Source organism: Thioclava sp. PTB-PU3-1, assembly GCF_055666785.1.
In genome coordinates this window covers 261,840-286,375 of record NZ_JBVNVL010000005.1, presented here as the reverse complement: position 1 = coordinate 286,375, position 24,536 = coordinate 261,840, and the positions used below count along the sequence as shown (strand labels likewise).

General features: G+C 62.9%; 20 protein-coding genes. 8 read left to right on the top strand and 12 right to left on the bottom strand.

The window, feature by feature from the left end:
- Positions 1 to 14: 14 nt before the first annotated feature.
- Both secY and rplO read right to left on the bottom strand, forming a co-directional pair.
- Positions 15 to 1,385 carry a preprotein translocase subunit SecY gene (gene secY / locus ACZ7GB_RS15085; protein ID WP_078521797.1) on the bottom strand — a complete coding sequence of 457 codons (1,371 nt, stop codon included), beginning with the start codon at positions 1,383 to 1,385 and terminating at the stop codon, positions 15 to 17.
- Between the two features lie 103 nt (positions 1,386 to 1,488).
- Positions 1,489 to 1,956, bottom strand: coding sequence for a 50S ribosomal protein L15 (gene rplO / locus ACZ7GB_RS15080; RefSeq protein ID WP_078540200.1), 468 nt, complete (start codon positions 1,954 to 1,956; stop codon positions 1,489 to 1,491).
- A 421-nt stretch (positions 1,957 to 2,377) separates the two neighbouring features.
- On the opposite strand from rplO, the gene ACZ7GB_RS15075 reads away from it, so the two are divergent.
- Positions 2,378 to 3,391, top strand: coding sequence for an NAD-dependent epimerase/dehydratase family protein (locus tag ACZ7GB_RS15075; protein ID WP_472159327.1), 1,014 nt, complete (start codon positions 2,378 to 2,380; stop codon positions 3,389 to 3,391).
- Between the two features lie 84 nt (positions 3,392 to 3,475).
- Positions 3,476 to 4,654 carry an MFS transporter gene (locus ACZ7GB_RS15070; RefSeq protein ID WP_078571390.1) on the top strand — a complete coding sequence of 393 codons (1,179 nt, stop codon included), beginning with the start codon at positions 3,476 to 3,478 and terminating at the stop codon, positions 4,652 to 4,654.
- On the opposite strand, the gene ACZ7GB_RS15065 is transcribed toward ACZ7GB_RS15070, so the two are convergent.
- The 7 genes from ACZ7GB_RS15065 to ectA all read right to left on the bottom strand — a co-directional run bounded on the left by ACZ7GB_RS15065 (position 4,651) and on the right by ectA (position 13,475).
- Positions 4,651 to 6,933, bottom strand: a complete 2,283-nt coding sequence (locus ACZ7GB_RS15065; RefSeq protein WP_472159325.1) for an FdhF/YdeP family oxidoreductase — start codon at positions 6,931 to 6,933, stop codon at positions 4,651 to 4,653. The genes ACZ7GB_RS15070 and ACZ7GB_RS15065 overlap by 4 nt on opposite strands.
- A gap of 186 nt (positions 6,934 to 7,119) precedes the next feature.
- Positions 7,120 to 8,133 carry a cytochrome d ubiquinol oxidase subunit II gene (gene cydB, locus ACZ7GB_RS15060; RefSeq protein ID WP_472159324.1) on the bottom strand — a complete coding sequence of 338 codons (1,014 nt, stop codon included), beginning with the start codon at positions 8,131 to 8,133 and terminating at the stop codon, positions 7,120 to 7,122.
- Positions 8,130 to 9,548 (bottom strand): cytochrome ubiquinol oxidase subunit I, encoded by a 1,419-nt coding sequence (locus tag ACZ7GB_RS15055; protein ID WP_472159323.1) that lies wholly within the window; start codon positions 9,546 to 9,548, stop codon positions 8,130 to 8,132. Before ACZ7GB_RS15055 ends, cydB begins: the two co-directional genes overlap by 4 nt.
- A 165-nt stretch (positions 9,549 to 9,713) precedes the next feature.
- On the bottom strand, positions 9,714 to 11,144 hold the full coding sequence (locus tag ACZ7GB_RS15050; protein WP_281481441.1) for an aspartate kinase: 1,431 nt from the start codon (positions 11,142 to 11,144) through the stop codon (positions 9,714 to 9,716).
- 10 nt (positions 11,145 to 11,154) lie between these two features.
- On the bottom strand, positions 11,155 to 11,556 hold the full coding sequence (locus ACZ7GB_RS15045; protein WP_075775937.1) for an ectoine synthase: 402 nt from the start codon (positions 11,554 to 11,556) through the stop codon (positions 11,155 to 11,157).
- Between the two features lie 53 nt (positions 11,557 to 11,609).
- Positions 11,610 to 12,896 carry a diaminobutyrate--2-oxoglutarate transaminase gene (ectB, locus tag ACZ7GB_RS15040; protein ID WP_093476885.1) on the bottom strand — a complete coding sequence of 429 codons (1,287 nt, stop codon included), beginning with the start codon at positions 12,894 to 12,896 and terminating at the stop codon, positions 11,610 to 11,612.
- 48 nt (positions 12,897 to 12,944) lie between these two features.
- Complete coding sequence (gene ectA / locus ACZ7GB_RS15035) at positions 12,945 to 13,475, bottom strand: diaminobutyrate acetyltransferase (RefSeq protein WP_255266394.1); 531 nt, start codon at positions 13,473 to 13,475, stop codon at positions 12,945 to 12,947.
- A 253-nt stretch (positions 13,476 to 13,728) separates the two neighbouring features.
- On the opposite strand from ectA, the gene ACZ7GB_RS15030 reads away from it, so the two are divergent.
- Positions 13,729 to 14,208 carry a MarR family winged helix-turn-helix transcriptional regulator gene (locus tag ACZ7GB_RS15030; RefSeq protein ID WP_078522117.1) on the top strand — a complete coding sequence of 160 codons (480 nt, stop codon included), beginning with the start codon at positions 13,729 to 13,731 and terminating at the stop codon, positions 14,206 to 14,208.
- On the opposite strand, the gene ACZ7GB_RS15025 is transcribed toward ACZ7GB_RS15030, so the two are convergent.
- A complete protein-coding gene (locus tag ACZ7GB_RS15025) occupies positions 14,209 to 14,994 on the bottom strand; it encodes a metallophosphoesterase family protein (RefSeq protein ID WP_078602054.1) in 786 nt (261 codons plus the stop codon). It abuts the gene before it with no gap.
- A complete protein-coding gene (locus tag ACZ7GB_RS15020) occupies positions 14,991 to 16,076 on the bottom strand; it encodes a diacylglycerol/lipid kinase family protein (RefSeq protein ID WP_472159321.1) in 1,086 nt (361 codons plus the stop codon). Before ACZ7GB_RS15020 ends, ACZ7GB_RS15025 begins: the two co-directional genes overlap by 4 nt.
- 249 nt (positions 16,077 to 16,325) lie before the next feature.
- On the opposite strand from ACZ7GB_RS15020, the gene ACZ7GB_RS15015 reads away from it, so the two are divergent.
- From ACZ7GB_RS15015 to ACZ7GB_RS15005, 3 genes are all read left to right on the top strand, one after another.
- Positions 16,326 to 17,333 (top strand): ABC transporter substrate-binding protein, encoded by a 1,008-nt coding sequence (locus ACZ7GB_RS15015; protein WP_078602056.1) that lies wholly within the window; start codon positions 16,326 to 16,328, stop codon positions 17,331 to 17,333.
- Positions 17,334 to 17,425: 92 nt separating this feature from the next.
- Positions 17,426 to 18,337: an ABC transporter permease gene (locus ACZ7GB_RS15010; protein ID WP_472159320.1), complete on the top strand. Its 912-nt coding sequence runs from the start codon at positions 17,426 to 17,428 to the stop codon at positions 18,335 to 18,337.
- Positions 18,330 to 19,430, top strand: coding sequence for a quaternary amine ABC transporter ATP-binding protein (locus ACZ7GB_RS15005; RefSeq protein ID WP_472159319.1), 1,101 nt, complete (start codon positions 18,330 to 18,332; stop codon positions 19,428 to 19,430). Before ACZ7GB_RS15010 ends, ACZ7GB_RS15005 begins: the two co-directional genes overlap by 8 nt.
- A gap of 50 nt (positions 19,431 to 19,480) precedes the next feature.
- Here the strand turns inward: ACZ7GB_RS15005 and ACZ7GB_RS15000 are convergent, their stop codons facing one another.
- A complete protein-coding gene (locus tag ACZ7GB_RS15000; protein WP_078545282.1) occupies positions 19,481 to 19,783 on the bottom strand; it encodes a hypothetical protein in 303 nt (100 codons plus the stop codon).
- A 318-nt stretch (positions 19,784 to 20,101) separates the two neighbouring features.
- Between ACZ7GB_RS15000 and ACZ7GB_RS14995 the strand changes: the two genes are divergently transcribed.
- Together ACZ7GB_RS14995 and ACZ7GB_RS14990 are read left to right on the top strand one after the other, a co-directional pair.
- Entirely contained in the window at positions 20,102 to 21,358 is a 1,257-nt protein-coding gene (locus ACZ7GB_RS14995; protein WP_472159317.1) for an efflux RND transporter periplasmic adaptor subunit, read from the top strand.
- A gap of 10 nt (positions 21,359 to 21,368) precedes the next feature.
- Positions 21,369 to 24,437 carry an efflux RND transporter permease subunit gene (locus tag ACZ7GB_RS14990; protein WP_472159316.1) on the top strand — a complete coding sequence of 1,023 codons (3,069 nt, stop codon included), beginning with the start codon at positions 21,369 to 21,371 and terminating at the stop codon, positions 24,435 to 24,437.
- The last annotated feature ends 99 nt before the right edge of the window (positions 24,438 to 24,536 follow it).

Sequence of the window (24,536 nt, the reverse complement as noted above, 5' to 3'; positions counted from 1 at the left end):
AACGCTTGGCGGATTTAGCGGCGCGCGGGCGGCTTGCGCGGCCCCTTCTTCTTCTTGCCCGAACGGCCGCGAAGTTGCGAGCGCTCGATCAGACCCTCGTATTGGTGGGCCAGAAGATGCGACTGAATTTGGTTGATGGTGTCCATCGACACAGTGACCACGATCAGAACCGAGGTGCCGCCGAAGTAGAACGGGATGGACAGCTGCGAACGCAGGATCTCGGGCAGAAGGCAGACCGCGGCGAGATAGGCGGAACCGATCACGAGAACGCGGCTGACGACGTAGTCGAGATATTCTTCGGTCTTCTTGCCGGGACGGATGCCGGGCACGAAGCCGCCTTGGCTCTTCAGGTTATCCGCGACTTCGTCCGATTTGAACGACACGTTCGCGGTGTAGAAGTAGGCGAAGAACACGATCATCGCGACGTAGAACAGCAGATACAGCGGCTGCCCCGGGCCGAAATAGGCGAGGATCGTCGACATCACCGGACCGGTGTTCTGGCCCGAGAAGGTTGCGATCGTGGTCGGCAGCAGCAGCAGCGACGAGGCGAAGATCGCCGGGATGACGCCCGCCGGGTTCACCTTGATCGGCAGGTGGCTGGAGCCGCCGTCATAGACCTTCATCCCCACCTGACGGCGCGGATACTGGATATGGATCTTGCGCAGCGCGCGTTCCATGAAGACGACGAAGGTGATCACGATCGCGATCATCAGGATCACCCCGAGGATCACCGGAGTGGAGATCGCACCGGCGCGGCCCTGCTCGAGGAAGCGGGCGAGAGCCGCCGGGATTTCCGCGACGATACCGACGAAGATGATCAGCGAGATGCCGTTGCCGATGCCGCGTGCGGTGATCTGCTCACCCAGCCACATCAGGAACATGGTGCCGCCGACGAGCGTGATGACCACGGCAGCGACGAAGAACAGGCCCGGATCATGCGCCAGATCGCCCTTCTCGAGCGATACGGCCAGACCCCATGCCTGGAAGGTCGCCAGAGCCACGGTCGCATAGCGCGTGATCTGGTTGATCTTCTTGCGGCCCTGTTCGCCTTCCTTCTTCATCTGCTCGAGTGCGGGCACCAGAGCGGTCAGAAGCTGGATGATGATCGAGGCCGAGATGTAGGGCATGATGCCGAGCGCGAAGACGCCCATCCGGCCGAGCGCACCGCCCGTGAACATCGACAACACGCCGCCGAGGCCAGAGCCCGCGCTTTGCATGAATTCGCGCAGTGCCTGCGCGTCGATGCCCGGAACCGGAATATAGGTCCCGAGGCGGTAGATGATCAGCAAACCAATGGTGAAGAAGATGCGCTGGCGCAGCTCGGTGGCTTTGCCCAGGGCGTCCCAGCTGAGGTTCGCCGCCATTTGCTCTGCAGCAGATGCCATATGCTCGTCTCTTTCATGTAAAGCGCCGCCCAACCGGTTCCCGGTCGGCGGCGCCTAGAAAACCTTCGCCTATGTAATCGGGCCGAGGCCCGCTCACAACAGCTTATTCAGCGGCCTGCGCCACCGTGACCGAACCGCCAGCCTTCTCGACAGCCTCAACGGCCGATTTCGAAGCACCGGTGACGTTCAGGGTCACTTTCGACTTGATGTCGCCCTTTGCGAGGACACGCACGCCATCGAGCTTGCGGCGCACGACACCGGCCGCGACCAGCGCGTCTTCGGTGATGTCCGACTTCGCGTCGAGCTTGCCGGCTTCGATGAATTTCTCGATCTGGCCGAGGTTCACGACGTTGAACTTCTTCGCGTTCGGCTTGGTGAAGCCACGCTTCGGCAGACGACGATAGAGCGGCATCTGGCCGCCTTCGTAACCGTTCAGGGCCACACCCGAACGCGACTTCTGACCTTTGATACCACGGCCAGCCATCTTGCCTTTGCCCGAGCCGGGACCGCGGGCGACGCGTTTTTTCTTCTGGGCCGCGCCTTCGTTGTCGCGCAGTTCATTGAGTTTCATATCGCTTCTCCTTGCCGGAACACCTTCCCGAAGCGAGTGCGGAAGGGACACGGCTTTTCGTGTTGATTCTGATGCGGCCGTCGGGCCACCGGGGGCGTATAGTGCGTTTGCCTCGCGCACGCAACTCCCGCGTTTTCGCGCAATCGGGGCGGTGTCGCGGCCAGCGCGCGCCCTACCCCACCGGGCCGGTCGCCCGAAGGTCACGCACCTTAGGCGTGGTATGGCGCCTCCGTTCTCTCGCCGCCCCATCACGATGTCGCGATGCGCCAGCCGGTGGTCTATATAGACGCCAACGCGCCGGTCGGCGAGCCCGAGCAGGCGAAGCTGTCCGCACGGCCGGGGCCTTCTCTTATCCCGCGCGGCGCTTGACCTTCCCGCCCCCCGCTCGCTACTGCAGATGCAGCATTTGCGAGGGACATTCATGACGCGCATCCTGATCACCGGCACCGCAGGTTTCATCGGCTACCATCTGGCAAAGCTGCTGCTCGACGAGGGCTACCGGGTGCATGGCTATGACGGGATGACCGACTACTATGACATCGCCCTGAAACAGCGCCGCCATGCGATGCTGCTGCAGAACCCGAATTTCTCCGCGACCGAGGGAATGCTCGAAGATCTCGAAACCTTCGACGCGATGGCGGATGAGTTCAAACCCGAGATCATCGTCCATCTCGCAGCGCAGGCCGGCGTGCGCTACAGCCTCGAACAGCCCCGCGCTTATATCGACGCCAATATCGTCGGCACCTTCAACGTGATGGAGGCCGCGCGCCGCCACGAGGTACAGCACCTTCTGATGGCGTCGACCTCGTCGGTCTACGGGGCGAACGAGGACATGCCCTATGCCGAGACCGACAAGGCCGACACGCAGCTGACGATCTATGCGGCGACGAAGAAGGCGACCGAGTCGATGGGCCATTCCTATGCTCATCTGTGGAACCTGCCGACGACGATGTTCCGCTTCTTCACGGTCTACGGGCCGTGGGGCCGTCCCGACATGGCGCTGTTCAAGTTCACCGATGCGATCCTGAACGACCGCCCCATCGACATCTACAATCACGGCGAGATGTATCGCGACTTCACCTATGTCGAAGATCTCGTGCGCGGCATCCGCCTGCTGATCGACGCAGCCCCCGAGCGCCCGGCGTCGCGTGACGAGATCGCCGAGGGCGACAGCCTCTCGCCCGTGGCCCCCTATCGGATCGTCAATATCGGCAATTCCGACAAGGTGAAGCTGCTGGATTTCGTCGATGCGCTGGAGGCCGAGCTGGGTCGCCCCGCGCAGCGCAATTACATGGAGATGCAGAAAGGCGATGTGCCCGCGACCTGGGCCGATGCGTCGCTTTTGCAAAGCCTCACCGGATACCGTCCGCAGACCGATGTGCGCGAGGGGATCGCGAAATTCGTGGCGTGGTTCCGCGACTATTACGGGAAATAACCCCTCCGCCCCTTGCCGCAGCGCAGCGATCGCCTAAGTCACGGGGCTGATACCCGGCGCTACACCTATTTTCGGAGACTACCCATGACGCTCGAACCCCGCCACGCGCGGGCCGTGATCCTGTCGCTGGCCCTTGGCACTTTCGGTATCGGCGTGATCGAGTTCGCGTCCATGGGGTTGCTGCCCTATTACGCGGCCGATTTCGGGATCACCGAGGCGCGGGCGGGTCATGCGATCTCGGCCTATGCGCTTGGCGTTGTGATCGGCGCGCCGCTTCTGGCGGTGATCGGCGCGAAAATCCCGCGCAAGCAGTTCCTGATCGGGTTGATGGGCTTCTATGCGGTGGCGAACCTGCTGGCCGGGTTCGCACCGAACATGGATAGCTTCATGGCGGCGCGCTTCGCGTCGGGCCTGCCGCATGGCGCCTATTTCGGGATGGCGATGCTCTTCGCCGCCGATCTGATGCCCGTGGGCAAACGCGCGCAGGGCATCGCGATGGTGATCACCGGGCTGACCATCGCGAATATCGTGGGTGTACCGCTGGCGGGCGCGATCGGGCAGAATTTCGGCTGGCGCTGGGGCTTTGCCATCGTCGCGGTGATCTGCGCGGCCTCCGCATTGATGATCGCGCGCGTCGCCCCCGCGACGCCGCGCGACCCGAATGCCAGCCCGATGCGCGAGCTGGGCGCACTAGCCAATCGCTCGGTCTGGCTGACGCTGCTCGTGGGCTCGATCGGCTTCGGCGGCATCTTCGCGGTCTATTCCTATCTGTCGGCGGCGATGATCGACACGCAGGCGGGCCCCGCCTGGACGATCCCCGTGGCGCTTTCGGCCTTCGGCGTGGGCGGCACGCTGGGCAACTGGATCTCGGGCAAGCTGTCGGATTGGTCGCGCTTCGGCGCAGGCGTGATCCTGCTTTGCGGGATGATCGTGATGTCGATCCTCTACACCTTCACGATCGGCAACTGGGTCGCGATGTCGGTGGCGATGATCGCGCTGGGGTCGACCGCCGGGATGGTGATCCCGATGCAGATGCGACTGATGGAGGTCGCGGGCGAGGCCCAGACGCTCGCCGCCGCCCTCAACCACGCGGCCTTCAACCTCGCCAATGCGATCGGGCCGTTCCTTGCCGGGATCGCGCTTGCGAACGGCTATGGCTGGACGGCTACCGGCTATGTCGGCGCGGGACTGGCGGCGGCGGGGCTCGTCTTCCTCGCCATCGCGTGGCTCGATAGCCGCCGCCCCGCCGCCGTTCCCGCTTAGGCCTTCTCGATGCGGACCGGGACGCCCTTGGAGCCGGGCGTCTTCGACAGCTCGTCATTGAGCCCCACCGGCACCAGCACGTTGCATTCCGGGTAATAGCCCCCGACCGTGCCGCGCGGCAGCTCGAAGGTGATGACGCTCAGCCCGGTCTTGCGGCGCGCGACGCCGTCATCCATGTCACCATGGACCACGACCGGATCGCCGTGCTCGAGCCCCAGATCGGCCATGTCGATCTTGTTCATCAACAGCACGTCGCGCGTCCCTTCGATCCCGCGGAACCGGTCCGAATAGCCGTAGATCGTGGTGTTGAACTGGTCGTTCGAGCGCATGGTGATCATCCGGAAACGGCCCGGCTTGTCCTCGAAGCCAAGCGCGTTGAGCTTCGACGGCGTGGTGAATTCCAGCTTCCCGCTTTCGGTCTTCCAGATGCGATCATGCGCCGGGTTGCCGCGCCAGAAGCCGCCCGGTTCGTTCATCCGCGCGTTGAAGCCGCGGAAGTCGTCCGGGTAAGTCGCCTCGATCAGATCGCGGACGACGGAATAATCCTTCACCCATTCGTCCCATTGCAGTTTCGGGTTCGGATCGCAGGCGGCTTTCGCGATGCCGCAGGTGATCGCCAATTCGGACTTCAGCTTGTCCGAGGCGGGCGCGCTTTTGCCGAGCGAGCCGTGGATTTTCGAGAAGCTGTCCTCGACCGAGACATATTGATTGCCGGTTTCCTGCTCGTCCTTCTCGGACCGGCTGAGACACGGCAGAATATAGGCCACCTCGCCCGGATAGAGATGCGAGCGGTTGAGCTTGGTAGAGATCATCACCGTCAGCTTCTGCTTCGGCCACGCCTCTTCGATCCGCTCGCTATCGGGCAGCGCGCGCACGAGGTTACCGCCAAGCGAGAACATGGCCGAGACCTTGCCCTCCATCATCGCCTGCGCCGCGTCGACGATGTGATAGCCGTCTTCCTGCGGCGGCTCGAAGCCGTAAAGCTCGCGGAGCTTGTCCATCGGGATCAGCTTGGCCTTCTCGGCAATGCCGACGGTCCGCTGGCCCTGCACGTTGGAGTGTCCGCGCACCGGGCAACAGCCCGCGCCCTTGCGCCCGATATTGCCGCGCAGCGCGAGGAAGTTCACCAGCATGCCGATATTGGTCGCGCCATGGGCGTGCTGGGTCAGCCCCATGCCATAAACGCCGATGACCTTCTCGGCGTGGATATAGACGTCGGCCGCCTGCCGTAGCTCGGCCTCGGACAGCCCGCATTCCTCGGTGATCTTGTCCCACGGTGTCGTGCGGCAGAAGGTCAGGAACCCGTCATAATTGACCGCGTGTTCCTTCAGGAAGTCCCAGTCGATGATCGCGGCACGGCCCTGTGCCTGCGCTTTTTCGTCCTCTTCGATGACCGCTTTGCATAGGCCGGTCAGGGCCGCGATATCCGAGCCCGCTTTGAGCTGGTGATATTGATCGGAGATGATCGTCTCACGCCCCGTCGCCATGTCACGGATGTTCTGCGGATCGACGAAGCTGACGAGCCCCTGCTCTTTCACCGGGTTGAAGGTGACGATCTTCGCGCCCCGATCCTTCGCCGCCTTCAGCGGATGCAGGAAGCGCGGCGAATTGGTGCCGGGGTTCTGGCCGAAGAAGAAGTAGCAATCGGTCTCCTCCAAGTCTTCCCAAAGCACCGTGCCCACCGACGACCCGATCACCTTCTTCAGGCCGACCGACGTCGTCTCGTGACACATATTCGAGCTTTGCGGCAGGTTGTTGTTGCCATAGGCGCGCGCCATCAGCGCCCAGAGGTAGCTGGCCTCCAGCCCGGCGTGGCCCGAGGAATAGAAGACCACCTCCTGCTTCGGCAGGCCTTTCAGGATCGACCCGATCTCCGAGAAGGCCTCGTCCCAGCTCACCTCGACATAGCGATCGGTGGCGCGGTCGTAGCGCATCGGCGCGGTCAGACGGCCGGTCTTCTCCAGCTCGTGGTCGGACCAGTCCATCAGGTCCGAGACCGTGTGATCGTCCCAGAATTCCGGCGTGTGGCGCGACTTGGTCATCTCCCACAGCGTCGCCTTCGCCCCGTTCTCGCAGAATTCGAACGGGTGGTAATTTGCGGGTTTCGGGAAGGCGCAGGACGAGCACATGAGACCGCCCGGTTTGTTCTGACGCTCCAGCTCGCGCAGAACGTCCGGCGAGGGCCAGGAGTCGCCGAAGACCCGGGCGATGCCTCGCATCGAGCCCCAACCACCGGAGGGGCCGCTTTCTTCGGGTAGTTTATCAAGCTTGTCAGACATGGCGCGTAGCTCCTCCGGGATCGATCCGCGCATATGAAATTGCGCGCGCCCCGACGGGCGCGCGCAGGCCAGCCGACCGGCTGAAGACCGCAGAGGGAAAGGCTCTGCTTATGATGCGCGGGATGTGGGTCACATCGTTCCAACCCTGCCTGCGCCCGGTCGGTTCCGGCCGTCCCGTAGCCTCACTCAGTAGTGATGCTCATGCTCCGATGTCTTGCCGCGGAACACCCAATAGGCATAGGCCGTATAGGCCAGAATGATCGGCAGGAAGATCGCCGCGCCGACCAGAATGAAGCCCTGCGACATCGCCGTGGTGGACGCCTCGCGGATCGTGATCGAGGCGGGCACGATATAGGGGAAGATCGACAGGCCGAGCCCCGCGAAACACAGAACGAAGATCGCGATACCGGACAGATAGGCGACCACGCCCCGGTCCGAGCGAATGCCCTTCCAGTAGCCGAACCCCGCCGCCAGCAGCAACAGCGGCACCACCGCGCTCCAGATGACGCCCGGCCACTGGAACCAGCGGTGATAATATTCGGGATGCAGGAACGGGGTCGCCAGCGAGGCCAAGCCGATAAAGCCCAGCGTCGCGATCAGGGAGACCTGCCCGACGCGGCGCGCGAGATCGTAGAGCCCGTGCGAGGTCTTGATGACGAGCCAAGCCGAGCCCAGCATCACGTAGCCCGCGACCAGCGCCAGCGCCGTGCCGAGCGAGAACCAGCTCACCCAGTCGAACGGGCCGCCGGTGAAGGTGCGCCCGGTCACTTCGGGGCCGCGCAGCAGCCCGCCGAGGATCGCACCCTGCGCCAGCGTCGCGATCAGCGAGCCGCCGAAGAACGCCTTGTCCCAGAGCTTCTGCCAGCGCCGGGTCTTGCCGCGAAACTCGAAGGCCACGCCACGAAAGGCGAGCGAGAGCAGCATGATGATGATCGGAACATAAAGCGCGTTCAGGATGATCCCGTAGGCCAGCGGGAAGACGGCGAGCAGCCCGCCCCCGCCCATCACCAACCATGTCTCGTTACCGTCCCAGACAGGCGCGACCGAATTCATCGCGCGGGTGCGGTTCTCCTCGGAGCCGAGGAAGGGAAAGAGGATGCCGATGCCGAGGTCGAACCCGTCGAGCACCACATAGGTCAGGATCGCGAAGGCGATGATCGCGGCCCAGATGTCGGGCAGGTAGTGGGCGAAGCCGCTCATGCGTGGGCCTCCTCTTTCTCGGTCGTCACATCGTTGGCGAGCATCGCGCCTGCCACGCCGCCGGCGCGCTGCGGCGTGTTCTCCACCGGCTCCGCCGACTCCGGCCCGCGCCGCATCAGTCGCAGCAGGTAGAAGGTGCCCGAGCCGAACAGGAAGGCATAAACGACCACGAAGCCGATCAGCGCCGCCCAGGCTGCGCCATGGCTGAGGTTCGACACCGACTCCGCCGTCGTGAAATGGCCATAGACCGTATAGGGCTGACGGCCGAATTCGGTGGTGAACCAGCCCATGATGATCGCGAGGAACCCGCCCGGCGCGAAAACCAGCGCGACTTTGTGGAACAGCCCCGGCTCGTGCAGGCGCTTGCGCCACATCAGCCAGCCGCCCCAGAGCCCGATCGCCGCGAAGGCGAAGCCAAGACCCACCATGATGCGGAAAGTGAAGAAGACGATCGTCATCGGCGGGCGTTCATTCGCCGGGAAGTCCCCGAGGCCGGGCACTTCGCCGTCGAGCGAGTGCGTCAGGATCAGCGAGGACGCATAGGGCACTTCGATCTTGTAATCGGTGCGCTCCTGGCTCGGGTTCGGAATGCCGAACAGGATCAGGCCTGCGCCCTTGCTGGTCTCCCAATGCCCTTCCATCGCCGCGATCTTGGCGGGCTGATGTTCGAGCGTGTTGAGCCCGTGCTGGTCGCCTGCAAGGATCTGGATCGGCGCGGTCACGAGGATCATCGCCACGGCCATACGGAACATCGTGCGCACCGCGTCATCCGCCGTGCCCCTGATGTGATGCCAAGCCCCGACCCCGGCCACGACGAGCGCCGTGGTCAGGTAGGCCGCCAGCACCATATGCACGAAGCGATAGGGCAGCGAGGGATTGAAGATCACCTCCCACCAATCCTTCGGGATGAACTGGCCGACATCGTTCATCGCAAAGCCCGCGGGCGTCTGCATCCAGCTGTTGACCGAGAGGATCCAGAAAGCCGAGAGCAGCGTGCCGAAGGCCACCATCGTCACGGCGAACATGTAGATCCACTTGTTCACCCGGTTGCGCCCGAAGAGCATGATCCCGAGGAAGCCCGCCTCGAGGAAGAAGGCGGTCATCACTTCGTAGCCCATCAACGGCCCGATCACCGGTCCCGCCTTGTCGGAGAAATGCGCGAAGTTCAGGCCGAACTCGTAAGACATCACGACGCCCGAGACGACGCCCATGCCGAAGACCACTGCAAAGATGTGTTTCCAGAACTCGAAGATCCTCAGGAAGACCTCCTTGCCCGTAATCATCCGCAGGGCTTCCAGCACCATCAGGTAACTTGCCGTCCCGATGGAGAAGGCTGGAAAGACGATATGCGCCGAGACGACGAAGGCGAATTGTGCCCGCGCCAGATCGAGTGTCGGTATGTCGAAAATGCTCATGGCCGTCCGCGTTTCTGCACGTTGCGTGATAAGAACTAGACTTGCCCGAGGATACGGCAACCGCCGGAACGTGGTTCAAAGCCCAACTGGGACGGGTTGTCGCAGCCAAAGAAAAAAGCCCGCACGGAGATCCGCACGGGCTTCATCAGTTCAATGTCGCTTATTTCAGGCGACTTGTTTGAGGGCGCTTTCTTCCGGGATGAACTCCTCATGGAGCGCCTTGATAACGGGTTTCAGATCACCGCGTTCGAGCACGAATTGCACATCGACATTGCGCGGACCTTGGGTCGCGCCGAGGCTTTCCATGCCGTCCTTGGCGATTGCCTGCAGACCTCGGGTCAGAACCGAGAGGCCCTTCAGGTCACGCCCGATGACCGAAGCCATCGACAGCATCCGCGCCGAGATTTCCGCCGACGGGTAGATTTCGCAGAGGTCTTTCTCGACCTTCTGGAGCACTTCGATCGGCGCGTCGACATAGTGCGTGATCGTGTTGGCGTTCGACGCTTTCGACACGATGCGCACGCCATGACGCGTCAGCACTTCGAGGATCTTGGCGTCGTAACCCTTCACGCCGACCATGTCCTGTTCGAACACTTCCAGCGCGATGATATCGAGGCCGGTCACCATCTCGACCGCCGCTTCCTTGGCAGGCTTGTCGTCGATCAGCGTGCCCGGATCGCCCGGATCGAACGCGTTGGTGACGCGCAGCGGAACGTCCGCCTGGCGCAGGGTCTTGGCGGCTTTCGGGTGGATCGCCTCCATGCCCATGTTCGACATCTGGTCCGCCACGTCATAGTTCGTGTGACCCAGCTTGCGCACCTTGCCTTCGCCCACCAGTTTCGGGTCGGCAGAGGACAGGTGGAATTCCTTATGGATGATCGCCTCGCGCGCGCCGGTGAGGGCTGCGAGCATCGAGAAGGTCACCTCGGAATAGCCACGGTCGAATTCCCGCATCAGGCCTTCGGCGCATTGCGCATAGCCCGTCACGATCGGCATTTCGGACGCAGGGTCGACATCCTTCATCGCCCCCATGATCCGGCCTTCGAGGTCGTGATCGGTCTCGTCGCGCCAACCGGAGAGGTCGACGAGACGTGCGTTCACGCCGTTGCGCTGCAGCAGGAGCGTGGTGACGAAGGCGGAATGCGCCTCGCCTAGACCCGACAGCAGCTCGCGGATTTGCAGCATGTGCTGCGAGAGCCGGAAGTGCCCGTAGGAGCACAGGCGCTGCAGGTCGATCAGGCAGTTGCGCGCGCCTTCGATACGCTCGCGCACGAATTCGGTGGCCTGCGAGATGTCGCCCGGATGCGTCAGCACGCTCTCGTGGGCTTCGACCATCGCGGACGAGACGCGGCTCAGCGCCTCGTGCCAGCCATGTTCGCTATCGGCCTTGGCGAATTGCGCATAGACGCCCGCCTCGCCCGACTTCTTATGTTCGAGCAGCAGATTGGTGATGCCACCAAACGCCGAGACGACGAAAATGCGGTTGTAAAGATCGGCGCCCTTGCGGTCTCCGATGAACAGCGTGTCGAGCAACTCGTCCACGCGGCTCATCGACGTGCCGCCGATCTTTTCGACTGTGTGATTCTGGTGGGTCAATTTGGCCCCCTTACGAATTTTCCAGTTCTTCGGCCGGCGCATACGAGCCGTCCTCACGGTGAACCTCATTGCCGGTCACCGGCGGGTTGAAGCAGCAGGCCATGACGAGGTCTTCGTCACCCGCGACGAGGCGGTGATGGTCATGCAGGTTCAGCGCATACATCACACCCGGCTTGATTTCGTGGCGCGTGCCGTTGTCGAGCTCGGTGATATGGCCGTTGCCCGAGATGCAGTACACGCTCTCGAAATGGTGCTTGTAGTGGAACGTGTGGTCCGAACCGGCCTTCAGCGTGGTGATGTGGAAGCTGAAGCCCATCTTGTCGTCGGCGAGCAGCATGCGCACGCTGCTCCAATCGGCGTCGGACACGTCGCGGTCGGTGTTCTTAAGCTTGTTGAAATCACGAACGATCATGTGATGTGTCTCCGTATCTGAATTTCTTGGTCGCTGGGGGAGGCAGTGGCGGATTATTCCGCCGCGATATCCGTGCGCTCGCCCGTCACCTCGGTGGCGGCTTCGCGCAGGATTTCCAGCCCCTTGCGGAATTGTTCCATCGGCGTGGTCAGCGGTGCGAGGACCTTCACGACCTGGTCGTCATTGCCCGAAGTCTCGATCACGAGACCTTTCTCGAAGCAGCGACCGCAGATCGCCGAAGCCAGTTCGCCGGTGCCGACATCGACACCCTGCATCAGACCACGGCCCTTGAGGAAGGCACCCGGCACGAGATCGGCCACAGCGGCCAGACCTTCACGCAGGACGTCCGATTTCACGGCCAGTTCCTTCTGGAACTTGTCGTCGGCCCAGAACTTCTCGATCGCCACGGTGGCGGTCACGAAGGCATGGGTGTTGCCGCGGAAGGTGCCGTTATGCTCAGCCGGGCCGAACACGTCATAGTCAGGACGCACCAGAACCAGCGCCATCGGCATGCCGAAGCCCGAGATCGACTTCGCCTGGGTCACGACGTCCGGCATCACATCCATCTCCTCGAAGGAGAAGAAGGTGCCGGTGCGGCCGCAGCCAGCCTGAATGTCGTCGATGATGAACAGCGCACCGTGCTTGCGGGCGACTTGCTCGACGCCTTTCACGAATTCCGGGCTTGCGGCGTTGAGACCGCCCTCGCCCTGAACCGTCTCCAGCATGATCGCCGCCGGAGCGTCGATACCGCCCGAGGCGTCCGAGAGCATCTGGTCGAGCAGCGCGACCGAATCCACACCATCGGCATAGGCGTCGTACGGCATGCGGGTCACGCCATGCGTGTCCATGCCGGCGCCACCGCGGTGGTAGCCGTTACCGGTCGCCGCCAGCGCACCCATGGTCACGCCATGGAAGCCGTTGGTGAAGGCAATGATGTTGGTGCGGCCGGTCGCCTTGCGCGCGATCTTCATCGCGGCTTCGACGGCATTCGCACCGGTCGGGCCGATGAACATCAGCTTATGGTCCATGCCGCGCGGCGCGAGGATGTGCTCCTCGAAAGCGCTCAGGAACTTGGCCTTGCTGTCGGTGTGCAGGTCGAGCGCGTGACCCATCTTGTTCTCGGTCAGGTGCTCGATCAGCGCCTGCTTCATGTCCGGGTCGTTGTGCCCGTAGTTCAGCGACGAGCAACCGGCGAGGAAGTCGATATAGGTGTTGCCCTCGGCGTCGGTCAGCTCCGAGCCTTGCGCGCTGGTGAAAACGGTATCGAAGCCACGGCAGTAGGAGCGGGCCTCAGATTCGCGTTGGGTAAAGATCGTCTTATCCGTCGAATGAACGGTCATGGGAGACTCCATAGAATTGGGGGAATGAGGAGGGTACGCGGCCTGAGATCAGGCGGCGGCACGCGCCTCCTCGGGGAAGGTGATGGTGACCATATGCTCGGTCGAGGCATGGCCGTCGAAATGGTCTTCTTCGTGGAAGTGCGCCTCATCGGTCAGCTCGCCGCCGATCGAACGTGCGAAGGAGCGGAAGAGCGCCCAGCTCGCTTCGTTGCTTTCGGTGATGGTCGTCTTCAACTTGGTGCAGTCTTCGGCGACGTCGCGTTGGATGAGGTGGCGCAGCATGCGCTTACCAAGGCCAAGACCGCGTGCGTCGGGGGAAACAGCCACTTGCCACACGAAGAACGTGTCCGGCTCGGACGGGGCGATGTAGCCCGAAATCCAGCCGACAACTTCGCCTTCGCGCTCCACGAGGACACAGGTGTCCCCGAAGTGATCGCACTGCAGAAGGTTGCAATACATCGAATTTTCATCAAGCGGCTTGCAGCGGCGGATCAGCTTCCAGATTTCGCTGCCGTCTTCGGACTCCGGCTTACGGAAGACCAGTTTAGAACCCTTCTTGATCGACTCGACTTGCGGCACGGCTCTTTCCTCTCGTTTGCTTCGGTAGCCTAAGTAGTTCATGTGGTCGAAAATTTCAACCACCTAACTAATGGAACCCGGAAAAGTTCCGCTCACAGCCTTATATTCTTGCTTATAAGCCCTAAATACCATTAGCATGACAAAGCAAATGAGTAAAAACGAACACGATAAACTTAGCAAAGCCAAGCAATTGCAGAGCACGGAACTCTCTGCGATACTGGGTCGTCTTGATAAAAAAGGGGCCCGCCGCCTGATGGAGCGTGTCGATACGAGCCTGATCGCTTTGCGTAGAATCCTGCGCGCGACCGAAATGTTCGGCCGCGACCTGGCCAAGGCTGCCGGGCTTACGCCTGCGCAGTTCCGCGTGCTGCAGGTGATTTCCGAAAAAGGTTGGTCCACACCGAAGGCGATCGCGCAGCGCATGGGCGTGAGTCAGGCGACGATGACGGCGCTGATCGACAAGCTCGAGCGCAAGGGCATGGTGACCCGTCAGCGCTCCGAGCGGGATCGCCGTCAGACCGATATCGTGATTACCGAACTTGGCGCGAGCGCGATCGACGAGGCCCCCGATGCGCTGCAACAGATCTTCGTTCGCCGCTTCGAGGCGCTGGAAGATTGGGAGCAGGCGCAGATCATTGCCTCGCTCGAGCGCGTGGCCTCGATGCTCGACGCGCATGACATCGACGCGGCGCCGGTTCTGGATTGGGGCGACATTTCGGGCAAGCCGAACTGATCAGCCTTTGACCCAAGCCCCATCGGGGCCCCGCGTGAATTCGTCGGCCCCGATTGGCTCGAAGCTCATGTCGCGCGCGCCGTAGAGCGTGATCGACAGAGCGTCGCGCCCCCCTTCAATCACATTGAACGTATTGGGCTCGCCGCGTAGGCGCGAGGACAGGCCCGTCCCCGCCTGCACGAACAAAATGCCCGGCACCGCCGAGAAAGGCGCCACCGATCCGGTGTGCAGATGCCCCGAGAGCACGAGATCCGCGCCGCAGTCCGACATCCCCTCCAGCGCATCCCCTGCCCCGTCCATGAGCGCCTTGTCGACTTCGGGCCCATGTTCGAGCGGATGGTGCATCACCGCGATTCGCAGCCTCTCGCCCGCCTCGCCGAATTCCCGACACAGCCGGGAGATCGTGCGCTCGGGCACCTTGCCGCGCTGCCAGGCGAAACGGTTCACGGTGTTCACGCCGACCGCCTTGAGGTGATCGGTCTCGAAAACCGGCTCCAGATTATGATTGATCGCGGATTTGTAGCGCCCGAAGGGTTTGAGCATCCGTAGGAAGAGATTGTCGAGCGGTGTGTCATGGTTCCCGGGCACCGAAAGGGTCTCGCTTTCGATCTGCTCCACGAACAGCCGTGCCTGCGCGAACTGGCCGCGCCGGGCGCGCTGCGTGAAGTCTCCGGAGATCACCGTCAGATCCGGCGCGAGCCGGTTCACCGCTGTCAGCAGCGGCGCCTCGAGCTCGGGCAGGCTGCGCCCGAAATGCAGATCGGAAAGGTGAACGATACGGGTCATGCGTTAGCGTCTTGGGTCTCGGTGTCCGTGTCCTTGGCTGGCAGCACGATCCAGAGCGGCGCGTCGGACATCTTGAAGCGGAACGGGCTTTCTTCGCGGCACTTCTCACCGTCGAAGGCCAGCAGGCCGCGCCCGCGGGCGGTTTCGATCTCGAAGGATTTCGCGCGGATCAATTCGTAATCCTCGCCCTGTTTGGTTTTGCGGCGCACCAGCCGCGACGACAGGCGGAAGAGGTCGCGACGACTCTGCGCCTTCGCGACCAGCACGGCGAAGGCGTCGTCGCTGATGACCGTCGCCCCGTCGAGCCCGAAGAAATCGAGCTGATAGGCCGAGCGCGCGATGAAGACGAGCGCGGTGCGGCGGTTCCTAGTTTCCCCGTCCGCCGTGATCTTCAGCCGCATCGGGCGCTGAAAGCGCAGGAAGGTCTTGAAGACCGACCAATGCGCCACGATCCGGCGACGGCCCCAGCGGGCGTAAATATCTTCGCGCGCCTTGAGGATCGACGGGTAGATACCGAGCGACGCATTATTCAGAAACACCCGCCCATTCACCTCGCCGACCCGGATCGGATGGGCGCTGCCCTCGCGGATCGCGCGCGCCGCCTCCTCCGCATTCTCGGAGAGTCGCAGGCCCCGCGCAAAGAAGTTGAACGTGCCAAGCGGCAGCACCGCCATCGGCACCTCCTGCCCCACCAGCGCACCCGCGACGGCCATCGCAGTGCCGTCGCCGCCGGCTGCGACGATCATCTCCGCACCGTCGTCGAGCGCCTTGCGGACGGTCGCCACAATGTCGCTTTCCGGCGACCACCGGTAAAGCGACGCACCGTCACCAAGCGCATCCATCGCGCGGCGGATCGCCTCTTCATCTTTCGCGTTGCCACCCGAAGAGGGGTTCGCGATCAGCGCGACCGCCTGTCGGCGTAATGCGACGCTTGGCTCCGGCGGGGTGCCATTCGTCAATTTTTCATCGCCCTTTTCGTCATCCAACCCGGACTGGAGCGCGGATTTCGCGTCTCGATCCACGAGGCTTTCAGGCCCCGTATCATTCTCCGGTTTGACGGAATCCTTCGGCTCGGCAGTCATGATGTCACCTCTTCGTCGCGGCTGTAACGCCGCAGGGAGGTGGAAAGGTCCGTGAAAAGGTTGCGCCTCGGGACTTGGTTATTTACGACATAGAGTGTCGGAATTTGGCAAGTCTTGCGACCGTTATCGCGTGAGCGTGACTGTGCGAAGATTCCAACCTGGGGAAAAACCGGGACTTAACGCGACCGATATCACGGCGGCAGCCCGCGCGGATCGCTTCAATCAAAGCTGCCACAACAGGAGAACTGTATGAACAAGAAAGCGCTTGCTGCGTTACTGACGGCACTGCCGCTGGCGACCTTCTCGGCGCCCGCCTTCGCCGCCGATGGCGAATGTGGTTCCGTTACCGAAGCCGAAATGAACTGGGCTTCGGCCGGGGTCGCTGCTTGGGTCGACAAGATCATTCTCGAAAACGGCTACGGCTGTGACGTGACGCTGGTGACCGGCGACACGATGCCCACCTTCACCTCGATGAACGAAAAGGGCGAGCCCGACATCGCGCCCGAGCTTTGGGTGAACGCGGTGAAGGTCGCGCTCGACAAGGCCGTCAGCGAAGATCGCCTCGTGATCGCTGCCGAAATCCTCAAGGATGGCGGCGAAGAAGGCTGGTGGATCCCGAAATACGTCGCTGACGAGCACCCCGAGATCAAGACGGTCGACGATGCGCTGGCGCATCCCGACCTGTTCCCCGATCCCGAAGAGCCGTCCATCGGCGGCGTCTACAACTGCCCGTCGGGATGGAACTGCCAGATCTCCACCGCGAACCGCTTCAAGGCTCACAAGGCCGAGGAGAAGGGCTTCAAGCTGGTCGACACCGGTTCGGCTGCTGGCCTCGACGGCTCGATCGCCAATGCCTACGAGTCCAAGAAGGGCTGGCTGGGTTACTACTGGGCCCCGACCGCGATCCTCGGCAAATACCCGATGGTCAAGCTCGACGCGGGCGTCGAGGGCGACAAGGAAGCCTGGGACAAGTGCAACTCGCAGGCCGATTGCGTCGATCCCAAGCCCAACGCCTACCCGACCTCGGACGTGTACACCGTCGTGACCAAGGAATTCGCCGAGAACAACGCGGTGGCGATGGACTACCTTGGCAAGCGTGAATGGTCGAACAAGACCGTGGGCGAATTCCTCGCATGGCAGGCCGACAACCAAGGCACCAACGAGGACACCGCTTACTACTTCCTCGAGAACTATCCGGACGTCTGGAAGGCTTGGCTTTCTGACGATGTGATCAAGAAGGTCGAGGACGCGCTCTGAGCGGGCGATCCGAGATTTTGGCGCGCGTGAGGGGAGCCTCGCGCGCGTTTTCTTTAAACCGGCGCAAATAATCGACCGGAGGACATAACAAGATGGCATCTTCATGCTGGGGCTTGCCGGAACTGATGTGTGAGTTCCCTTCCCTTCCCAACTCCACCCTGCGTCATATGCGCATGGGCATCGACGACGGGTTTCGCGGCATCGTCCGCGCCTATTCCGATCAAATCGACGCGGCCACCCGGCCGCTTCAATGGTTTCTCAACACCCTCGAACACGCCTTCGTGGACACGCCGTGGTTCGTCATCTTCGCGCTGATCCTCGTCGTGGTGTGGTTCGCCTCGCGCAATACGAAGATCGTGCTCGGCTCGTCCATGGGTCTTGCCTTCATCGGCATCTTCGGCCTGTGGGAGGACACGATGACCACCCTCGCGATGGTCACGGTGGCGACGCTGATCGCGATCATCCTCGGCCTGCCGATCGGCATCCTGATGGCGCGCTCGGACCGGATGCAGAAAATCCTGACGCCGGTGCTCGACGTCATGCAGACCATGCCATCCTTCGTCTACCTGATCCCGGTCGTCGTGATCTTCGGTATCGGCAAGGTGCCGGGCGTGATCGCTGTGGTGATTTACGCGATTCCGCCGATGATCCGCCTGACCAATCTGGGCATCCGCCTCGTGGACAAGGAAGTCATCGAAGCCGCGGACGCCTTCGGTGCCAATCCCCGTCAGAAGCTCTGGGGCGTGCAGCTTCCGCTGTCGCTGCCGACGATCATGGCGGGCGTCAACCAGACCATCATGATGGCGCTGGCGATGGTCGTCGTGGCCTCGATGGTCGGCGTTGGTGGCCTCGGTAAAAACGTGCTGCAGGCGATTAACAACCAGTTCTTCACCATCGGCTTCCTGAACGGCTTCGCACTCGTTGCGATCGCGATCATCTTCGACCGCGCGAGCCAGGCGTTCGGCAAGCGGCTGCAGAAACATTCGGAGGCTGGCCATGACTGATGCCACGACCAACACCGATACCGGCAACCGCTCGGGCATCGAGATCCGCAATCTCTACAAGATCTTCGGGGCGCGCCCCAAAGATTACGTGGAGAAGGTGCAGGCCGGCATGGGCAAGGAAGAGCTCAACGACAAGCACAAGCATGTTCTGGGCCTGCAAGACATCAACCTTACCCTGCCGCCGGGCAAGATCTCGGTGATCATGGGTCTGTCGGGCTCGGGCAAATCGACGCTCATCCGCCACATCAACGGGCTGATCATGCCCACGGCCGGGGAGATCCTCTATAACGGCCGCGACGTGGTGAAGATGAACGAAGAGGAGCTGCGGGAATTCCGTCGCCATGAGACGGCGATGGTGTTCCAGAAGTTCGCGCTTCTGCCGCACCGGACCGTGCTGGAAAACACCTGCTACGGGCTGGATATCCAGGGCATCGACCGCAAGGAGTCCGAGCCGATCGCGAAGAAATGGATCGAGCGCGTCGGGCTCGCGGGCTACGAGGATAACTATCCGAACCAGCTCTCGGGCGGGATGCAGCAGCGGGTGGGCCTCGCCCGCGCGCTGGCCAACGACGCGGACATCCTGTTGATGGACGAAGCGTTCTCGGCACTCGATCCGCTGATCCGGATGGATATGCAGAAGGTGCTTCTGGACCTGCAGGCCGAGCTGAAGAAGACCATCGTCTTCATCACCCACGACCTCGACGAGGCGCTGCGCCTTGGCGACAAGATCGCGATCCTGCGTGACGGCGCGCTCAATCAGGTCGGCACGGGGCAGGAAATCGTGCTGCGCCCGGCGAACGAGTACATCGCCGAGTTCGTGCGCGAGGTGAACCGTGGTCGCGTGATCCGCGCCGAAACCATCGCGCTGCCGCTGCCCGAGGGCGAGTTGCCGAAGATGAAGGTGAAAGCCAGCTCGGTGCTCGAAAAGATCGCGCGCCGGATGGCCGATGCCGAGGTGCGCACGGCGACGGTTGTCGACGCGGCCAACAAGCCGATCGGCATGGTCGACATGACGACGATCCTGACCGCCATGGTGACGCCCGCAAGCGTCGAAGAAGGCGATGACGAGGTCGAGGAAGACAGCGCCGCCTGATGACTACGGGGTCGCCGCGTCAGCGTGGCGGCCCTGCCCGGCTCGTGCCGTCAGAGCCAGCTGGGCCCACGACGCGACAATCGCGTCATATTGGCGCTGGTGTGATTTCCGATCTGCGTGATCGACGCCGAAATCGCGCGATCTGCCGTCTGCCCCCGTAGAAGCGCGAATGCGGCAGCCTCCGCCGCAGCTACGACCGCCACGGGCTTTTCCTGCACCATCTGGAGCGATTCGAGCGGGGAGACATCCCAGAGCCCCATCATTCCCGCGACGCGCATCGAAATCACCGCTTGGGCCTCAAAGCCGATCCGCGCGGCCTCGAAGCCGATGCGCATAAAAGACAGGGGATCCATATAAACTCCTAAAACCAGACATCGCTGCAAAGCGACGTCAGGTCGTCAGGATCGCAGGTACAGATTGAGATAATGCACTCTTCTTCACCGTCGAGCACAGAAAAATCAGATTTTCGCGAGGTGAGCATTCGTGAAGCCCTGTAATTGCTCTGACGCACAGACTTTCCGCCTTGCCTTCACGGCACTGTGACCCATCCTTTTAACGTCACTCGCGTATTGACATGACAAGGACGTGAACCAAATGGTTCAGAAATCGCGCGCAGCTCGGCCGGCGGGGTCGTATTTGCGTGCAAACAGGGATTTTGACGGGACAGCCAAATGATCAAACGCCTCCTCATCGCCCTCGTCGCGCTCATCCTCGTGGTGGGTGGCGTCGTCGGCTACAACCTTTTCCGCTCGAAGATGATCGCGCAGTTCTTCGCAAACATGACACAGCCCCCCGTGGCGGTTTCGGTCAGCGAAGTGAAGCCGATCACCTGGCAGCCGGGCCTCGAGGCGATCGGCACCGCCGCCGCCGTGCGCGGCACCGAACTGGCCGTCGAAATGGGCGGCACCGTGCAGGAGATCCATTTCAAGGCGAATGACAAGGTCGAGAAGGGCCAGGTCCTCATGCAGATCGACGACAGCTCCGAGCGCGCCGATCTGGCCTCGGCCAAGGCCGCTCAGGATCTGGCGGAGACCAATCTCAAGCGCGCGCGCCAGCTTGCCGACCGGGGCGTGTCCGCCACGTCCAATCTCGATCAGGCTGAAGCCAGCGCGCAGGAAGCGCGCGCAAGCGTCGCGAAGCTGCAGGCCGTGCTCGAGAAAAAGCGCCTGACCGCGCCCTTCGCGGGCATCATCGGCATCCCGCAGGTGGAGGTCGGCCAGTATGTCGGCACCGGCACCACCTATGCGACCCTGCAGGATCGCGACCATATGCGCGTCGATTTCACCCTCTCCGAACAGCAGGCGCGGCACGCCGAAGCGGGCCAGACCGTCAAGGTGAAGACCGAGGACGGCTCGGTCGATCTGGAAGGCCAGATCACCGGCATCGAACCCAAGATCGACCCGAATTCGCGGCTCGTGACCCTGCGCGCCGAGGTGCCCAATGGCGAAGGAAAGCTGACGCCCGGCCAGTTCGTCCATGTCACGGTCGTGCTGCCCTCCGAGGACAACGTGATCGCGCTGCCGCAAACGGTGGTGAGCTCCAACCTCTACGGCGACTCGGTCTTCGTGGTGCGCAAGCAAACGCCCGAAGGCGCGGACCAGCCGCAACTGGTGGCCAAGCAGGTCTTCATCACGCTCGGACGCCGCTCGGGCACGCTCGTCGAAGTGACGAAGGGGCTGGAGGCGGGCGACATGGTCGTCAACGCGGGCCAGAACAAGCTGAACTCCGGCGCGACGGTGAGCATCGACAACGCGATTTCGCCCGATCCCGACGCGCCTTCCACCGAAGAGGTGATGAAAGCCTTCGGCATGGAGGGCAACGCGCAGGCAAACTCCGACGCGACGTCGGACGCTTCCGCGGATAGCGCTTCGGACGCCGCCTCTGACGGGGCATCGGACACGACATCAGACGGCGCGAAGGCGCAGTAAGGCCAAGCCCATGAACATCTCCGAGATCTTCATCCGCCGCCCCGTCCTGTCGATGGTGCTGGGCGCGTTCATGCTCCTGCTGGGCGCACAGGCGTATTTCAACCTGCCCGTCCGCCAATATCCGGAAGTCGAGGAAACGGTGGTCACGATCACCACCGCCTATCCCGGCGCCTCGCCCGAACTGATTCAGGGCTTCATCACCTCGCCGCTGGCCGCCGCCGTGGCGACCACTGAGAACGTCGATTACGTCACCACCCAGTCGCGGCCCTCGGCCTCGGTCATTTCGGTCCACATGAAGCTCGGGTCGAACTCCGACGCGGCGATGACCGAGGTGCTCTCGAAGGTGCAGCAGGTCAAGGGCCAGCTGCCCTCGGCGGCGAAAGACCCGGTGATCCAGAAGGGCACCGGCCAGACCTTCGCGCTGATGTATCTCGCGGCGCTCAATCCCAATATGACGCCCGAGCAGCTGACCGAATATCTGCGCCGGGTGATCCGTCCGCGCATGTCCACGATTCCGGGCGTGGCCCAGACCCAGATCATCGGCGCTTCCGATTACGCGATGCGGGTCTGGATCGATCCGGACAAGCTCGCCGCGCGCGGCGTCACGGCATCGGAAGTCGTGGGCGCGATTCAGGCGTCGAACTTCCTCTCGGCCCCGGGCAAGACGAAGAACGAATACGTCGCCCAGTCGATCACGCTGCAATCCACGCTGCAGACACCCGAAGCCTTCGGCAAGCTGCCGATCTCGGGCAAGGGCGACGACGTGGTGCGGCTGCGCGATGTCGCGAAGATCGAACTCGCCAAAGCCTCCGAGAACGAGATCGTCACTTTCGAGGGCAAGGAGGGCACGTTCCTCGGCGTCTACCCGACGCCCGCCGCCAACCCGCTCGATACGGCGGCGGCGGTGCGCAAGGCGCTGCCCGACATCAACGCCTCGCTCCCCGAAGGGATGAAGATCCAGCTGGTCTACGACTCGACCGAGACGATCTCGGCCTCGATCCACGAGGTGTTCAAGACCATCGGCGAGGCGGTCGCAATCGTGACCGTGGTTATCCTGCTGTTCCTCGGGTCGCTGCGCTCGGTGGCGATGCCCATCGTGACCATTCCGCTCTCGCTGATCGGGGTGCTCGCGGTGCTCTTGGCGCTGGGATACTCGATCAACCTTCTCACACTGCTGGCAATGGTGCTGGCGATCGGCCTCGTGGTCGATGACGCGATCGTGGTGGTGGAGAATATCCACCGACATATCGAAGAGGGAATGAAACCGATCCCGGCCGCCGTGCAGGGCATGAAAGAGATCACCGGGCCGGTCATCGCGATGACGATCACGCTGGCCGCGGTGCTCGCCCCTCTGGGCTTCACCGGCGGGCTGACGGGGCAGTTGTTCCGAGAGTTCGCCTTCGCACTGGCGGGATCGGTGATCCTGTCGGGGGTGATCGCCCTGACGATCACGCCCATGATGTCGGGCCGCCTGCTGAGACATGGCGAGTCGAAGGGCTTCCAGGCCTTCGTCGACCGCAATTTCGACCGGCTCTCGGGCTGGTACGGGCGGCGCGTCGATGGCTCGCTCGATCTGCGGGGGATCACCCTGCTGATTGTCGCCTCGCTCGTGGGCGTGACCGGGTTCATGCTGATGAACACCAATTCCGAGCTTGCCCCGGATGAGGATAACGGCGCGCTCTTCGCGATCCTGAACGGGCCACGCTACGCGACCAGCGACTACACCCAGAAATATATCGACCAGGTCGGGCGTGACACGTCCAATATCCCGGAAGTGCGCACCGATTTCTCGATCGCAGGCTTCGGCGGGGACAGCTCTCAGGGTATCTATATCTGGGCGCTCAAGGACTGGGCGGACCGCACCCGCAGCCAGGCGGAGATCCAGCAGGAGATCCAAGGCGATCTCGGCAAATCGACCGGGTTGAAGGGCTTCGCATTCGCGCCCCCGTCGCTGCCGGGCACCGGGGGCGGCCTGCCGATCTCGGTGGTGATCCAGTCGATCCACTCCGCGAAACGCGTCGCCGAGGTGGCCGAGGAGATCAAGAACAAGGCGCAGGCCTCGGGCAAGTTCATCGTCGTGCAGAACTCGCTCAACTTCGACAGCCCGCAGGTCAATGTCACGATCGACCGCGACCGGGCGGCGGCGCTGAACGTGCCGGTCTCCGATATCGGCTCGACGCTGGGGCTGCTGGTGGGCGAAGCGTCAGTGGCGCAGTTCGACCGCGACTCGAACAGCTACGACATCATCCCGCAGGTGCCGCAGGAGTTCCGCGCGAATCCCGAAGAGCTGGGCCGCTACTTCGTGCGCTCCTCCTCGGGGGCGATGATCCCTCTGTCTTCGCTTGTGAAGATCGACACCGGGGTAAACGCGGCCTCGATCGAACAGTTCGATCAGTTGAACGCGGCCACGATCACGGCGCTCCCCCTGCCCGGTGGGTCCACCGGCGAGGGCGTGCAGACCATCGTCGACATCGCCAATCAGGTGATGCCGGAGGGGTTCTTCATCAACTATTCGGGCCAGTCCCGGATCGAGACGCAGCAGGGCAACACCATCATCATCGCCTTCGCGGCGGCCGTGCTGGTGATCTACCTCGTGCTCGCCGCGCAGTTCGAGAGCTTCCGCGACCCCTTCATCATCATGATGACAGTGCCGCTGACGATCTTCGGGGCGGTGCTGCCGCTGAACCTCGGGTTGGGCACGCTCAACATCTATTCCGAGGTGGGGCTGATCACGCTGGTCGGTCTGATCACGAAACACGGGATCCTGATGGTCGAATTCGCCAATCAGCAGCGCGAGCAATCGGGCCTCACCCGCAGGCAGGCCATTGTTAAAGCCGCGCAGACCCGTCTGCGGCCGATCCTGATGACCACCGCCGCAATGGCGCTGGCCGTGGTGCCGCTGATCCTCGCGCAAGGCGCGGGCGCAGAGGCGCGCAAGGCGATGGGCCTCGTGATCTTCTCGGGGATCCTGATCGGGACGATGTTCACGCTGTTCGTGGTGCCGATGTTCTACACGTTCATCGCGCCCTCGGATAAATCGTTCAAGGAAGCGGAAGCGAAGCGTCTGGCCGCAGGCTGACGCATAAAGACAAGGCTGGGGGCTTCGCGCCCCCAGACCCCCGCGGGATATTTGGGCCAAGGCGAAGTGTCAGAGCTTCGCCGTGGACCAATTCATTTT

Bases quoted from the DNA above. Each gene is read 5' to 3' on its own strand.
- secY (WP_078521797.1), bottom strand. From the start codon at position 1,385: ATGGCATCTGCTGCAGAGCAAATGGCGGCGAACCTCAGCTGGGACGCC.
- rplO (WP_078540200.1), bottom strand. From the start codon at position 1,956: ATGAAACTCAATGAACTGCGCGACAACGAAGGCGCGGCCCAGAAGAAA.
- ACZ7GB_RS15075 (WP_472159327.1), top strand. From the start codon at position 2,378: ATGACGCGCATCCTGATCACCGGCACCGCAGGTTTCATCGGCTACCAT.
- ACZ7GB_RS15070 (WP_078571390.1), top strand. From the start codon at position 3,476: ATGACGCTCGAACCCCGCCACGCGCGGGCCGTGATCCTGTCGCTGGCC.
- ACZ7GB_RS15065 (WP_472159325.1), bottom strand. From the start codon at position 6,933: ATGTCTGACAAGCTTGATAAACTACCCGAAGAAAGCGGCCCCTCCGGT.
- cydB (WP_472159324.1), bottom strand. From the start codon at position 8,133: ATGAGCGGCTTCGCCCACTACCTGCCCGACATCTGGGCCGCGATCATC.
- ACZ7GB_RS15055 (WP_472159323.1), bottom strand. From the start codon at position 9,548: ATGAGCATTTTCGACATACCGACACTCGATCTGGCGCGGGCACAATTC.
- ACZ7GB_RS15045 (WP_075775937.1), bottom strand. From the start codon at position 11,556: ATGATCGTTCGTGATTTCAACAAGCTTAAGAACACCGACCGCGACGTG.
- ectB (WP_093476885.1), bottom strand. From the start codon at position 12,896: ATGACCGTTCATTCGACGGATAAGACGATCTTTACCCAACGCGAATCT.
- ACZ7GB_RS15030 (WP_078522117.1), top strand. From the start codon at position 13,729: ATGGAGCGTGTCGATACGAGCCTGATCGCTTTGCGTAGAATCCTGCGC.
- ACZ7GB_RS15025 (WP_078602054.1), bottom strand. From the start codon at position 14,994: ATGACCCGTATCGTTCACCTTTCCGATCTGCATTTCGGGCGCAGCCTG.
- ACZ7GB_RS15020 (WP_472159321.1), bottom strand. From the start codon at position 16,076: ATGACTGCCGAGCCGAAGGATTCCGTCAAACCGGAGAATGATACGGGG.
- ACZ7GB_RS15015 (WP_078602056.1), top strand. From the start codon at position 16,326: ATGAACAAGAAAGCGCTTGCTGCGTTACTGACGGCACTGCCGCTGGCG.
- ACZ7GB_RS15010 (WP_472159320.1), top strand. From the start codon at position 17,426: ATGGCATCTTCATGCTGGGGCTTGCCGGAACTGATGTGTGAGTTCCCT.
- ACZ7GB_RS15005 (WP_472159319.1), top strand. From the start codon at position 18,330: ATGACTGATGCCACGACCAACACCGATACCGGCAACCGCTCGGGCATC.
- ACZ7GB_RS15000 (WP_078545282.1), bottom strand. From the start codon at position 19,783: ATGGATCCCCTGTCTTTTATGCGCATCGGCTTCGAGGCCGCGCGGATC.
- ACZ7GB_RS14995 (WP_472159317.1), top strand. From the start codon at position 20,102: ATGATCAAACGCCTCCTCATCGCCCTCGTCGCGCTCATCCTCGTGGTG.
- ACZ7GB_RS14990 (WP_472159316.1), top strand. From the start codon at position 21,369: ATGAACATCTCCGAGATCTTCATCCGCCGCCCCGTCCTGTCGATGGTG.